The following is a 14079-nucleotide window of genomic DNA, read 5'->3' on the forward strand; positions in this document are numbered from 1 at the left end:
AGCTTCGTTCATACCGCGGAGATCGCTTCCTCGTAGCCTTCGAGGAGCCGTTTCAGCCCCGCTTCCGGGGTGAAGTCCGCCTCGTACCGCTGGCGCGCGGCCTCGCCCATCTTCTGGTTCAGCTCGGCGTCGGCGACCTCGCGAAGCGAGTCAGCGAGCGCCGCCGCGTCGCCGGGGGTGTGCAGCAAGCCGGTGACGCCGTCGGTGACAAGTTCCTCGAACGCTCCGTGCGCGGGCGCGACCGTCGGCACCCCGGCCGCCATCGCCTCCACCACCACGAGCCCGAACGCCTCCAGCCACGTCGACGGCACCACGACCGCCGCCGCTCGCGCGATCAGTTCGTGGCACGAAGCGCGGTCTTGCAGGCCCACGTAGGACACGTCCTCGCGCGTGGACGCCCAGGCCGCGACGTCGTCGGACAGCGGTCCGGTCCCGGCGATCAGCAACGGCAGCTTTCCGGCGTACTGCTCCCACGCTGCTTTGAGGAGCGGGATTCCTTTCTCCTCGGTGAGCCGTCCCAGGAACAGCAGGTGTTCACCCTCGCCGACACGCAGTCGCCCCTCGTCCGGGACGAAGTTGTGCTTCACGGTCATGCGCTCCGCCGGCAGGCCCGCGTCCACGAGAAGGCGGCGCTGGGCGTCGGAAATGCAGAAGAACCGGGTCACGCCGGTCCGCCAGCGATCCCGGTTGACCAGCAGGTTCACCGCCATCGGCACGGTCGCCGCGGCCGAATCGCGGTAGCAGCCGTGCCGGACCGCGGGGACCGGCAGGCCGCCGACGCAGTCGGTGCAGATCCGGCCGTCGCGGTAGAGCGTGCCGGGCGGGCAGACGAGGCCGTAGTTGTGCAGGGTCGCGACCACCGGCACGCGCTCGTCGGCACACGCGGCCAGCACCGACGGCGACAGGAGCGGGAAGGTGTTGTGAACGTGCACGACGTCGGGCCTCTCCCGGCGCAACTGCGCTCGCAACGCCGTCCGCGACGCACGGTTCCACGGCACCTGCAGCGGCACCAACGCCTTGCGCGTCAACGGCATCGAGGCGATGTCGTCGCTGTGCCGCTCGAACCGCTGTACGTCGATCCCGGCCGAGGCCAGCAGCGCGACCTCGGCGTCGACCACGTTGTTCTCGCCGCTCGGCTGCTCCGACCGATAGCGGTTGTGCACCACCAAAACCCTCACGCCAGCTTCTCCCTCACTGGAGCCTCGCCCGCGGCCAGCAACGACGCGGCGACCGCCAGATGCAGCAGATACGGCGACGCGTCGCCGAGCCCGGCTTCGGTGTAGGACGCGGAAATGCAGTAGGCGATCAGGAAGATCGCGCAAGCCCGGGACAGCGACGGCGGGCGGAGCACCGCGATCGCGACCAGCACCAGCAGGATCGCGGCGACGATTCCGATGCCGACGAACCCCTGCTCGTGGTAGATCGCCAGCCAGCTGTTGTCGATCGGCAGACCGTCGTAGGACTTGTCGGTGAGGCCGACGCCGAAGATGTACTCGAATCCGGTCCGGGGCGCGGACAGCAGCGCGTCCCACACCTTCGCGCGGCCGGTCAGACTGGAGAAATCGTCGGTGCTCTGGCCGCGCAGGAACCACGTCTGCAGCAGTCCGCCCAGCACCACCGCGGCGAAACCGGCCACGAGCACGATCCCGGCGAACACCTTCCGCGCCCGCGCGCTGACCAGCCCCTGCGACAGCAACGCGACGATCAGCCCGGCGACGAGCCCGAGCGTCGCGGTGCGGGTGTGCGTGAGCAGCAGCACCCCGAGCGAGGGCACGACGACGATCAGCGCGCTCTTGGCGTCCGTCCGTTTGCCGAGCCACATCAGCACCGCGAGCCCGGCGATCACCGCCGCGTACTGGCCGACCTGCGGCGGCGTCAGCGGCCACACCGCGCCGGAAAGCCGGCCGCCGTAGATGTCCGGCATCGCCTTGCCCGGCGCGATCGCCAAGCCGAGCACGACCGACACCAGCACCGCGCCGAACATCCGGATGTGCGCCCGCGCGAACGTGAACGACCCGTCCCACCAGCCGCTGAGCAGCCAGAGGGTCGCGACGAACACGGAGAACCGGAAGCAGCGGAACAGCGAGCCGTAGCCGGATTCCAGGTGCAGGCTGGCCACGATGCTCGTGAGCAGCAGGAAGGTCAGGAGCAGCAGGTACGCGCTCGGCCGGATCCGGATCCGCAGGTTCAGCACCAGGGCGAGCAGGAACGCGGTCATCAGCGCGCCCATGGTGACCAGCTGGATCACCGTGCGCGGCAACGGGATCACCGTCTGCGCACCGGTCGAGCCGAGCGTGTTGAGGATGAGCAACGCCCAAGCCGCGCTTACCGCTTTCGGCACCGATTTCGTTTCGGTGGGCAGAGCGGCGGTCAGTTCGGCCACGTCAGCCACCCCCGTTCGGCTGATAACTGGAATTCGCGTCCTGGTGATACGGCGCGCTCTGCCATTCGCCGATGCCGATGATGTTGCTCATCTCGCGGGCGACGAACGTCCACGGCCCGGCATAGGCGTTGTCGTGCCAGGAATTGTCCTGCTGGAACGTGATCGCCTGCTGGATCACCGCGCCCTGGTACGGCGACCAGTCCGGATAACTGCCGAAATTCGACAGCATGCCCGTCCGGCCGCACGCCTCCTCGCAGCCGAGCGCCTTCGAGTTGAGCGTGAACTGGTTGTGCTGCACCACGACGCGCTGGGTCTTCCACCGGCAGTCGCTGTACAGCGGTTTCTTCGAGATCGCCGGCGCGGAACAAGTGCTGACGTTCGGCACGAGTTTCGTGCACGAGCCGCTGGAGGTGTTGGCCGGGCTGTTGCAGAACCGGTCGGCGTTCTCCCACAGGATGATGCCGTTCCAGTTGTCCTGCAGCATATTTCCGGAGATTTCCAGATTGCTCGTGCGGGCTTTCACCCTCGGTTCGCCGCCGGATTCGGAAAGATAGATCGTCGCGGACGGGAACGGGTCGCCCCGGTCGGCGTGTGCACGGCCGTCGACCAGGTTGTTGCGGCGGAACGTGTTGTCGCGGATGATCGCGTTGTAGCTGGTCTCGTAGATGATCGCGGCACTGTCGTTGTTCTCGATCAGGTTGCCCTCGATCAGGAAATCGTTGTTGTTCGTGTCGGCCCACAGTCCGGTGCCGCGGTTGTCGTGCACCCAGTTGCCGACGACGTCCGCGCCGTCCACCGCCCAGAACTTCATGCCGCCGGTGCAGCCGCACCCCTGGACCTTGGCCTCCCAGTTCCCGGTGTTGTTGCCGGTGATCTCGCTGCCGCGCAGCACCAGCCCGGTCACCGGGGCGGTGCCGGAGTAGGCGTTCATGCCGTACTGGCCGTTGCGCCGCAGGCAGCTGTCGAGGATCTGCTGCTTCGGCCCGGCCATCAGCCCGGCCCCGTCGTTGTCCTGCACGGTCAGGTGCTGGATGACCCAGCCGGGGGCCGAATCGTGGTTCACCACGCCTTCGTCGCGCGGCGCGGTGAAGCCCTGCACGGTGAACGACGCGAGCCGGACGTTCTTCGCCGGGCCGGCGAAGGCGTACCGGTTCTTCTTCCGGCCGTCGAAGACCGCGCCGGGAGCGCCGAGGTAGACGTCGCCGTCCTTGGGCTGCACCTGGGCGTACTCGTCGTCGCTGAGCCGGTGCGTGCCGGGAGCGAGCCAGAACGTCGTGCCCGCCGGCGAGTTCTTCGTTTTGGCCGACAGGTCGTCCACCACGGCCGGATCCACCCGGACGGCTCCGGCCGGCGCGGTCGACGGACCTGGCGGCACGTGGTCGCAGACCGCGGCGACCGGGCCCTGCGGCGAAGTCGATCCGGCGGCCGGAGCGGGCGCGGCTCCGGACGAGCTGCACGAAGCGAGCGCGAGCGGGAGCAGCGCTCCCAGCAGCAGCACCAAAGTCCTTCGCACGGTGGATCCTCTCGGCATCAGGGCAGGTGGAGCACGGTGGTCAGCGGTCCGGTGACGCGGCCGGAGCCGACGAGCGTGGTGGAAGGTTCGCGGCGGCCGAAGCCGGGCGAGTACCAGCCCAGCGGCGGGTTCTCCTCGCCTCGGTGCGCGGTCCAGGCGAGCTGCGGCGGAAGCTCCATTGTCGCGGTGCGGCCCGGCCAGGCGAGCCGCGCGGTGTTCCCGTCCAGCTCGACCGCCAGCAGCGGCCCGAAGTGGAAGGCGAGTTTGGCGGGGCCGCCACCGGTCACCTCGTCGACCACGGTCAGCGTCCGGCCGGACAGCTCGACGGTGCGACGGTGCAGCGCCGGGGCGTAACCGTCGTGTTCGGCCTGCCATTGGGTGGGCGTCGCGGCGAGCGTGCGCGAGTTGGCGTGCCGGGTCCAGAGGAACGGACCGCCGGAAGTCGATTGGTCGACACCGCCGAGCTGCAGCGTGTTGTGGCCGAGCGTGGAGCGGAAGTACGCGCGCCACTCGGGTTCGCCGTGATAGCAGTACGTTCCCGGGTCGGCGAGAAGGTCGACTCCGTCGTGGCGGACCTCAATGGACAACGCGTCGGCGTGCGCGTGCGCGGCGATGGCGAGGAAGCCGTGCGGACCGCTGTCGCATCGACACCAGATCTCCGGGCCGTCTTCGCTGCGCAGGATGGTCATGCCCGCGTCGGCGAAAACCGGCCGCCGGCGGACGTTGTCGAATTGCGGGACTCGGGACCGCAGCGCCGCGAACAACGCGGTGCGCACGTCGTCGGCGGGCAGCTTCGGCCACCATTCCGCCCGGCCGAACAGCGCGTCACCGGTGGCCAGCAGCGAATGCCAGCGGTCGGTCGGCGGGCCGTCCACGATCAGGCCGTAGCCGTCGTCGGCGTCGCCTTGGCGCGGCGGCCGTCCGGCACAATCCACAATGGCCGCGAGCGCGTCGCACATCGCGCGCAGTTCCAGCCAGATCGAGCGGGGCAGCTGCGGACCCGCCTCCAGTGCCGCGGCGAGGCCCAGCTCCAGCACGAGACCGTGGTATTCGGTGGCCAGTTCGCGGTTCAGCCCGGAGGTGAAGGTGTTGGCCCGCAAGTGAAAGTCCAGCGAGCGGACCGCGTCGGTGCGCCACTTCGCGGACTCCGGGTACCAGTCGAACGCACACGACGCCGCCAGCTGTCCGGCGGCCTCGGCGAGCACGTGGTTGTTGGCCGAGGTGCCCCGGCTCGGGAACGCCGCGAGCCACCGCTGGTGATGCCAGATCTGCCGCAGTGCCTCGGGGTTGTCCTCGAACAGGCCCGGCGCACCGGACCAGCCGTCCAGCAACCGGCGCACCCACACCCACGACAGCAGCCGGATCCCCAGCTCGATTCCGCTCAGCCAATGCACGCCGCGCATCGGCGGATTGGCCGCCCACCACGACTTCAGGTGATCGGCCACGCGGTGCGCGTACCGGTCGTCGCCGGTCACCCGGTACGCCGCAGCGAGCACAGTCAGATGCTGATGCCGCGAGGGTTCCCAGATCTGCTTGATGTCGCCGATCGTGTTCTCGTCCCGATACGGGATCTCGAACGAGTACCGGTCCCCCGGCGCACGACGCCCGGTCTTCGGGTCGAACGCCCAGTCCGGCGCGACCAGATCGTCCCGAGCGACGCCGAAGTACTCGGCGTGGCCGTCCATCAGCCGATCCGCCTCCGCGACCAGCCGGTCCCGTCCGATCGCGGGCACCTCCGGCTCAGCGGGCCACGCCGGGAACGTCCGGGTCGCCGACCAGGCCGGCCGCCGCCGAGGTTCGCCGCGCCACCGCTGCTTGCGCACGACGTCGCCGACGCGGCCGGCGATCTCCGCCGGCCCCATCGCGGACAGCCGGCGCAGGTACCAGGACGGGTCCATCACCGCTCCAACCGCACCGGCGCGCCGGTTTCGAGGCTGCGGTGCACGGCCAGCGTCGCCAGCGTCGTGGACACGAGCGAGTCGAGGCTGATCGGCATCGCGACACCGGTCCGCAGTGCGGTGATGAACGCGTCCAGTTCGGCCTGCTGGCCCTTGTCGCGGGCCTTCGGCAACCGCGAGCTGGTCCAGCGCTTGCGCCCGTACACCGAGGCGCGGACGAAATCGTCGAATTTCAGCACCTTGCCGTCGGCGAGCACCTCCAGCGTTTCCTTGGGAAACGCCGTGCTGCCGCTGGTGATGTAGCTGATCGACGCCGTCGAGCCGTCGGCGTAGCGCAACAGCACCTGGAGGTCGTCGTTGCCCGGAGTACCGGTGGCATAGACCGAAACCGGATCGCTGCCGAGGAACCAGCTAACCGTGTCGATAAAGTGCCCGCCCTCGCCGACGAACCGGCTGCCCTCGGAGTCGGCCTGGTTGTACCAGCTGCTCGCGTCCAGCCGTCCCGCGTTGACCAGGTACCGCACCGAAGCCGGGCCGACCCGCGGGCCGAACTGGTTCTTCGCCTCGACCAGCAGCGGCGCGAACCGGCGGTTGAACCCGACCTGCAGCCGGTCGTTGCCCGATTCCGCCACCGCGTCCACGACGCCGCGCAATTCCTTCTCCGACAACGCGAGCGGCTTCTCCACGAAGACCGCCTTGCCCGCCAGCAGCGCCCGCCGGGTCAGCTCGGCGTGCGAGCTGTGCCGGGTCACCACGAAGACCGTGCTGACCTCGTCGTCCTCCAGCAGTGCGTCCACGTCGGTGCTCGCCGCGACGAAACCGAACTTGCGCTTCGCGTTGGCCCCGGACAGCGCCGAGGTCGTGACGACGTCGGTGAGCAGCACGCGCTCGTCCCCAGCCAGATGCGGCAGGATCATCGACGACGCGTAGTTGCCCGCGCCGATGAACCCGATCCGCAACCACTGCAACGGATCCGTCCGTTTGTCGATGACCGGAGCCGCCGGAACCGCGGTCACCACGCTTTCGTCCTCGGCGGGCGGCGCGTCCGGGTAGCGGAACAACACCGCGACCGCCTTCAGCTCGCCCTCGTTGAGCGCCCGGTAAGTCTCGACAGCCGCGGAGAAGTCCGCGGTGTGGCTGATCAGCGGAGTCACATCGAGCTTGCCCCGCGCGGCCAGGTCGAGGAAGCATTCGAGGTTGCGCCGTTCCGTCCAGCGCACGTAGCCGATCGGGTAGTCGCGGCCCTCCAGCTCGTAGGCCGGGTCATAGCGGCCGGGCCCGTAGGACCGGGAGAACCGGACGTCGAGTTCCTTTTCGTAGTAGGCGTTCCACGGCAGGTTCAGCGAGATCTTGCCGATGTCCACCACCCGGCCGCGGTCGCGGGCGAGCCGCGCGGCCAGCTCCACCGGATCGTTCGACGCCCCGCCCGCGGCGAGATACACCTGGTCCACGCCGTGCCCGCCGGACAGTTCGGCCACCGCCTGGTCGATCTCGCCGGACGCCGGATGGCCGCAGGCGAGCGCACCCAGCTCGCGGGCGAGTTCGCAGCGCTGCGCGTCCGGATCCACGCCGACGACGCGCGCGCCGGTCGCCACCAGCAACTGCACCACCAGCTGGCCGATCAGGCCGAGCCCGATCACCAGCGCGAGGTCGCCGAGCTGCGGTTCGCCGCGCCGGACGCCCTGCATCGCGATCGCGCCGACCGTCGCGAACGCCGCCTGCCGCGGCGAAAGCCCGGCCGGAACCTTCGCGTACAGATTCTTCGGCACCCAGTTCAGCTCGCTGTGCAGCGCGTGCTCGTTCCCGGCGCAGGCCACGAGGTCGCCGACCACGACGTCGTCGACGCCCTCGCCGACCTGCTCGACCACGCCGCACAGCGAATAGCCCAGCGGCGTATAGGAATCGAGCTTTCCGGACACCTTGCGATACGTCGCGGCCAGCCCGTTCGTCGCGACGCTCTGCATCACCTTCGCGACCTGGTCCGGCCGCGACCGGGCCTTGCCCAGCAGCGACATCCCCGCCTCGGAGACCTTCATCATCTCGGTGCCGGTCGAGATCAGCGAGTACTGGCTGCGGACCAGCACCCCGCCCGGTTTGCACGCCGGAACCGGGACGTCGAGCAGGGCCAGTTCGCCGCTCTTGTAGTTCTGCACTACCTGTTTCACTGGACTCCTAGCCGCTCTCCGCGGAGGGCCCCGCGGTACCAGTACTCGAGGGTCAGCACGTGCCAAAGATGTTTCGCGCGGTCCTCGCGCCCGGCGGCGTCCTCGGCCACCAGTTTGCGAAGGGCGTCGCGCTGGAGGAATCCGGACTCGACCAGGACGCCGTCCTCGATGACCTCCCGCACCAGCGGCGCGAGGTCCCGGCTCATCCACGCCCGCAGCGGCGCGCTGAACAGGCCCTTCGGCCGGTACACGATTTCGTCCGGCAGGATCGCCGTCGCCGCCTTCTTCAACGCGACCTTGCCTTGACGGCCGGAGATCTTCTCCCGGCCGGGCACCCGGAACGCCGCCCGGACCACTTCGACGTCGACAAAGGGCGTCCGCACCTCGGTGGAAGCGGCCATGGTGGACCGGTCGGTGTAGGCGAGGTTCAAGCCGGGCAGGAACATTCGCGCGTCGGCGAGGCACATCCGGTTGACCTGGTCGGTCAGCTTCGTGTCGTAGTAGACGTCGGCGTGCTCGGTGAGCACATCGTCCACTTCGGACTGGAGATCCGGCGAGACCAGATCGAGCAGCTCGGTCCGGTCGTACATGGTGTAGCTGCGCCGGAACGCCGTTTCCTCCGGAAGGTCCGCGAAGGACAGAAACCGCTTCGCGAACCGCACCGATCGGTAGCCGCGCGTGGAGGACGCGACCGGAAGCCGGTCGACCGCCGCCCCGATCGCCCGGCGGGCCACGCCGGGCACCCGCCGGTAGCGCAACGCCAGCAGGTTCGCCAGATGCTTGCGGTACCCGGCGAACAGCTCGTCCGCGCCCATCCCGGAAAGCAGCACCTTGACCCCGGCCTCGCGCGCGGCCGAGCAGATCAGGAACGAGTTGATCGCCGCCGGATCGCCGATCGGTTCGTCCAGGTGGTGCGTCATCCGCGGCAGCAGATCCTGCACGTCCGGCGCGATCTCGATCTCGTGCAGGTCCACGCCGAACTGGCGGGCGACGATCCGGGCGTAGCGCAGGTCGTCCGGCATCGCCTCGAATTTCGCGTCCTCGGGACGGAAGCCGATCGTGTAAGCCGAAATCCCCGGCTGCTCGCGCGCGGCCAGCGCGGTGAGGTAGCTGGAGTCGAGGCCGCCGGAGAGGAAGGTCGCCACCGGGACGTCGGACAGCAGGTGCTTGCGGGTGGAATCCTCGACGACCGCGTGCAGGTCGACCTCGCCGCGATACGCCGCGCCTTCCTCGGCGACCTCGCGGAGCGACCAGTACGTCCCGGTGTCCGTGCTGCCGTCCGGGCGGAAGCGCAACCAGGTTCCCGGCGGCAGTTTCTCCGCCTCCCGGTACGCGCACCGGCTGTCGGGGACCCAGTAATACAGCAGCGACGCGATCATCGCCGCCTGGTCGACGTTCAGGGTGTCGCCGAGTTCGCGAGCCAGCGCCTTCAGCTCCGACGCGAACACGACTCCGCCTCCGCGGCGCACGAAGAACAGCGGTTTGATGCCCAGCTGGTCCCGCACGAGCACCAGCTCGCCGGTGCGTTCGTCGTACACCGCGAAGGCGAACATCCCGCGCAACCGCGACAGGCAGCCCGTTCCCCACTCCCGCCAGGCCCGCAGCAGCACCTCGGTGTCGGAGGTGCCGCGGAACCGGACCCCGGCGGCTTCAAGCTCGGCCCGCAGCTCCGGCGCGTTGTACAGCTCGCCGTTGTAGGTCAGGGCGAGGCCTTCGGCCGTCATCGGCTGCGCACCCGTTTCCGACAGGTCCACGATGGACAGCCGCCGGTGTCCTAAGTGGACGTCCCGGTGGTCGTAGCGGCCGTCGCCGTCCGGACCCCGGTGCGCGAGGCACTGGGTGAGCCGGTCGGTGAGCGGGCCGCCGCCTGGCCAGCTGTACGCGCCCGCGATGCCGCACATGCGCTTGGTCCCCCTAGCTTTCCTGGACGGGTTTGAGCCGCCTCGTCGGCGCGTCCGGATCCACGTCCATCCGCTCGTGCGGCAACGGCGGACGAGCCCGGTCGAGCGGACGGCGCCTGCGTTCGGTGTCCCGCTTGCCCGGCCATTCGATCGGCTTGGTCTCGCCGCCCAGTTCCAGCTCGGCCACCGGATCTTCTTGTTTCCTCGCGACCACCGCCGCCCGCCCGCGCAACGCCGTGTGCAGCCCGTCCCACAGCGTGCCGTCGGTGTGGTCCTTCGGGTCCGGATCGACCAGCACCACGCCGAGGATGGGCACGCCGCAGTCGGCGAGCTGCCGCGCGACGGTGTGCAGCCACTGCGTGTTCGCGAACCCGGCCCGCACCACCAGCACGGTCTCCGCGCCGAGCGCTGACAGGTCGGTCCACGCCGTGCCCGGTGCGGCCGTGCCGACCCCGACCCGGCGCACCGCCCGCGCCACCGCGGGGTCGCCGGCCTCGACGACCTGGACGTTCCCCTCCACCGGCAGTCGCGACAGTTCCTTGCCCGGCAGATCGTCCACGAGCACCACCGGCCCGTCCTCGGCCAGCGACCGGCCGAGTTCCACCGCCAGCTCCGCCGCGGTCGAAGCCGCGCCGATTTCCAGCAGCGACAGCGAAGCCCGGTCCTCCCGCGCGGCCCGCGCGAGCGTGAGCGCGACCCGGCCGGACTCGGTAACCGCCTGGGAACGCCGCCACAGCTTCGCCGGGCCGATCGGCTTCACGCCGACCTGCGCGATCACCGAAGCCCCGAGGTGCTGCGAAATTTCGCGGCGCAGAACCGGCCGGTCGCGGACCAACGCGGTCACCGCGGCGAACGCGAGCCCGAGCGCGAGGCCCAAGGCCAGCCCGACGCCTCCGTCCGTGCCGTAGGTCTTCAGCTTGGACACCGGCTGGATCGCCGGCGTGTCCACGATCTGCGTCCCGGCGATGACCTCCGGCGACCCGATGCCGGCCTGCTGTGCCTGGTTCTGCAGATCAGCGATCTTCGACACCAGGTTCGCGCGCTGCGTGTACAACTGCTCCAGCGCACCCGCGTTGGAGTTGCGTCCCTTCGCGACCTCGGTGGCCGCCTGGTTGTCGATGTCCGCCAGCTGCGCCTGCGCTTGATCCCGCTGCAGCAGCAACGCTTTCGAACGGCCGGTCGCGGCTGCTTGCGTGCGCTGCGTGTGGTCGGCGATGAACGCGTCCGCGAGCGCTTTCGCCTTCGCGACCGCGTCGTCCTTGGTCTTCGCCTTGACCGTCACCTGCATGACGTTGTTGGTGAGCCCGAGCCCGGCGTAGTCCTTCAGGAAATCCGACGGCGATTCGGTGCTGTTGATCCGTTTCAGCGCGGCCGCGGCCATGTTCGCCGTCGAAAGCACGGCGACGTCGGTACGCATCAGCGTGCCGCTGTCGGTCGGCGAATCGTCCGGGTGGATCACCATGATCTTCGTGACCGCGGTGGGCGGCGCGGGCAGCAGGATCGCCACCGCACAGCCGAGGACCAGCCCGGCCAGCGCGGTCGTCAGCCAGAACCGCCGCTTGCGCCGCAGCGCGACCACCAGCCGCTGGAGATCGACCAACGGCTGGGTCTGTTCCGCGCTCACCGCGCACCCGCCAGCTCTCCGGCGCGCTGCTTCGCGACCGGCTTTCGCTTGGGTCCGCCGGCGAAGTGCACTTCGCGGGCCAGCACGGCACCGAGAATTTCGTGCCCGGCGTCCGAGCAGGCCTCCGCGATCGAAACCAGTTCCCACGCGTTGCGCGAGCCGAGCGACACCACCACGAGCACCCCTGCCGTTCCGTCCGGCACGATCGGCTGCGCCCCGGGTATCACCTCGATGTCGGCCACCGACACCTCGACCCGGAGGCGGTCGCCTCGCGCGGTGTCCGCGAACTGTTCCGCGACCTTCCGCGCCGAAGCGTCTCCCTTCGGAACCAGGATCAGCAGCCGCAACACTCCGTCGCGGTCCGCGCCCAGCCGCGCGAGCACGCGGCGGTACCGCACCTCGCGCGCCGCGTCGTCCGCCGACGCCGGCAGCTCGGGCAGATTCCACGGCCGGTCGTTCCCGACCGCCTTCCGCCACCACTTCGCCGACGCTTCCGAGGCCGCCGGGATATCGACGCTCGCCAGCACCGGAGCACCCAGCGCGGCACCGATTTCGCCTTCGCCGCGCGGTCTCCGGTCGGTCCTCGCGCCGAAGAGGTAGGCGAGAATCCCGAGTACGAAGAACAACACCGCGCCGCCGGCGGTCAGCTGTGGGAACGTCGGCGCGGACGGCGAAGACGGCCGTTCGGACGGGCCGAGCACGACCATGTTGCCCGCGCCGGTCGCCGCGTCCGCCGCGTTGAGGTTGTTGACCGCCTGCTCCAGCGCTGTCCGCAAGCCCTGCAGCGTCGTGCGGGCCTGCACTCCCTCGACGGTGTCACCGTTCTCCACGGCCTTCGACAGGTCGAGGATCCGCTGATTGGTCTGCGTGATCTGCTGCCGCAGCGCTTCCTTTTGCTGTTGCGCGAGTTGCGCGGCCTGGTCGGCGGAATTTCCGAGCAATTGCGTCGAATACTTCACGAACTCGCTCGCGACCTGGTCGGCCAGTTGCTGCGAGCGCTCCGGGCTGGAGCCTTTCGCGGTAATCGTCACGACGTTGCCCTGTGCGACGGACGCGGCGACCGATTTCTGCAAATCCGTCCCGCGAATCCCGAGTCCCAGCGCCGCCGACGCCCGGTCGAGCACCACCGAACTCGTCGCCACCTGCGCCTCGGTCAGCAGTTCGTCCGGCTGCCGCGGTCCCTGCAGCAACACGCTGGCCTGCGCCTCGTAGCCCGGCGAAAGCACGGCGGAAGCCCCTGCCCCGACACCCGCGCCGACGACCGCGAGCAACAACAACGCTCGCCATCTCCGGCGCACCACCTTCCCCACGACGGAGAGGCGTACTGTTTCGTCACTCAAAACCAGGTCTCCCCTCACGGGCCCACGCACGGGTCATTGACCCCGTCGCGGCACCGCACCGGTTGGTTACACCATCCGGCCGAACCTTGTTCGAACCGCGACCCGGCTCACCCCAGCGCACGCTCGTACGCCTTGATCAACGCCGCCTGGGAATTGCCCCAGGCGAGCGGTCCGCGCACGCGTTCCCTGCCGAGCTTCCCCATCCGTTCCCGCTGCTCCGGGTCGTCCAGGAGCACGGCGACGAGCTTCGCGAACTCCGCGACGTCGTTGGCCGGTGCGTAAAGCGCCGCCTCGCCCGCCGACACCCGCGCCTCGCGCAACTCGAACGACACCATCGGTTTGCCCATGGCCATGTACTCCATGACCTTGTTCATCGTCGACACGTCGTTGAGCGGGTTGAGCGGATCCGGCGAAAGACACACGTCGGCCGCGGACAAATAGCGCAGCAGATCCTCGTCGGACACCCGGCCGGTGAATTCCACCTGTCCGGACAGCCCGAGCTCGCGCGACAACGCGACCATCTCGTCGAACGTGTCGCCCGCGCCGACGAAGACCGCGTGCCAATCGTCGCGACCCACCTCGTCGCGCAGGGAAGCGAGCGCGCGCAGGGCGTAGTCCACGCCGTCCTGCGGACCCATCACGCCGAGGTAGCACAGCAGATTCGGCTTGCCCCGCTTGAGTTCCGGCTCGACCGGCACCTCGTGGAACCGCTCCACGACCGGCGCGCTGCGGACCACGAACAGGTCCTCGGGCCGCTTGCCGCCGCGGATCCGCGCGACCTGGCGATAGCTCTCGTTCGTCGCGATGACGACGTCGGCCGCGCGGTACGTGGCGCGTTCCAACGCACAAACGCCGCGGTAAAGGAAATCCTGTCCGCGGTCGAACCGCGACAAATACAGTTCCGGCACGAGGTCGTGCTGATCGAAAATGAACTTCGCCCCACGTCTTCGCAGCATCCGGGCGACGAGGAAGAGCAAGTCCGGCGGGTTGCAGGCGTGCACGACGTCGACCCGGCCGATCTTGCGCGCGAGCCGGAACGTATGCCACAGCGCGGATCCGTACTCGCGCGCGTACCCGGCGGGCCCGCCGGTCGCCGCTTGCAGCGGGTACCGGTGGATGTGCACGCCGTCAAGCACAACCTCGGCTTCGCTGTCCCGTTTCGTGCCCCGCGGGCAGATCACGTGCACCGTCATCCCGGCGTCGCGCAGGGTCTGGCATTCCTGCCACACGCGCCGGTCGAACGGCACCGACAGAT

9 protein-coding genes are annotated in these 14079 nt (G+C 69.6%); all 9 read right to left on the reverse strand.

Going from position 1 to position 14079, the window contains the following annotated elements:
* Positions 1 to 8: 8 nt before the first annotated feature.
* Entirely contained in the window at positions 9 to 1178 is a 1170-nt protein-coding gene (locus ATK30_RS14880) for a glycosyltransferase family 4 protein (protein ID WP_101436101.1), read from the reverse strand.
* A complete protein-coding gene (locus tag ATK30_RS14885) occupies positions 1175 to 2374 on the reverse strand; it encodes an O-antigen ligase family protein (protein ID WP_183123728.1) in 1200 nt (399 codons plus the stop codon). The genes ATK30_RS14880 and ATK30_RS14885 overlap by 4 nt, the downstream gene beginning before the upstream one ends.
* Before the next feature lie 10 nt (positions 2375 to 2384).
* Positions 2385 to 3914: a right-handed parallel beta-helix repeat-containing protein gene (locus tag ATK30_RS14890; RefSeq protein WP_101436102.1), complete on the reverse strand. Its 1530-nt coding sequence runs from the start codon at positions 3912 to 3914 to the stop codon at positions 2385 to 2387.
* Positions 3914 to 5794, reverse strand: coding sequence for a heparinase II/III family protein (locus ATK30_RS14895; protein WP_101436103.1), 1881 nt, complete (start codon positions 5792 to 5794; stop codon positions 3914 to 3916). The genes ATK30_RS14890 and ATK30_RS14895 overlap by 1 nt, the downstream gene beginning before the upstream one ends.
* Entirely contained in the window at positions 5794 to 7959 is a 2166-nt protein-coding gene (locus tag ATK30_RS14900; RefSeq protein ID WP_101436104.1) for a bi-domain-containing oxidoreductase, read from the reverse strand. The genes ATK30_RS14895 and ATK30_RS14900 overlap by 1 nt, the downstream gene beginning before the upstream one ends.
* A complete protein-coding gene (asnB, locus tag ATK30_RS14905) occupies positions 7956 to 9860 on the reverse strand; it encodes an asparagine synthase (glutamine-hydrolyzing) (RefSeq protein ID WP_101436105.1) in 1905 nt (634 codons plus the stop codon). The genes ATK30_RS14900 and asnB overlap by 4 nt, the downstream gene beginning before the upstream one ends.
* A 13-nt stretch (positions 9861 to 9873) precedes the next feature.
* Positions 9874 to 11484: a Wzz/FepE/Etk N-terminal domain-containing protein gene (locus tag ATK30_RS14910; protein WP_101436106.1), complete on the reverse strand. Its 1611-nt coding sequence runs from the start codon at positions 11482 to 11484 to the stop codon at positions 9874 to 9876.
* On the reverse strand, positions 11481 to 12824 hold the full coding sequence (locus ATK30_RS14915; protein WP_158242470.1) for a YveK family protein: 1344 nt from the start codon (positions 12822 to 12824) through the stop codon (positions 11481 to 11483). The genes ATK30_RS14910 and ATK30_RS14915 overlap by 4 nt, the downstream gene beginning before the upstream one ends.
* A 107-nt stretch (positions 12825 to 12931) precedes the next feature.
* On the reverse strand, positions 12932 to 14005 hold the full coding sequence (locus ATK30_RS14920) for a glycosyltransferase family 4 protein (protein WP_376772125.1): 1074 nt from the start codon (positions 14003 to 14005) through the stop codon (positions 12932 to 12934).
* Between the last annotated feature and the right edge of the window lie 74 nt (positions 14006 to 14079).

Origin of the sequence: Amycolatopsis echigonensis (assembly GCF_002846615.1) — a bacterium.
Classification (GTDB): Bacteria; Actinomycetota; Actinomycetes; order Mycobacteriales; family Pseudonocardiaceae; genus Amycolatopsis; species Amycolatopsis echigonensis.

Excerpts from the sequence above, each read along its gene's own strand:
- ATK30_RS14890 (WP_101436102.1), bottom strand. The coding sequence starts at position 3,914 with ATGCCGAGAGGATCCACCGTGCGAAGGACTTTGGTGCTGCTGCTGGGA.
- ATK30_RS14895 (WP_101436103.1), bottom strand. The coding sequence starts at position 5,794 with ATGGACCCGTCCTGGTACCTGCGCCGGCTGTCCGCGATGGGGCCGGCG.
- asnB (WP_101436105.1), bottom strand. The coding sequence starts at position 9,860 with ATGTGCGGCATCGCGGGCGCGTACAGCTGGCCAGGCGGCGGCCCGCTC.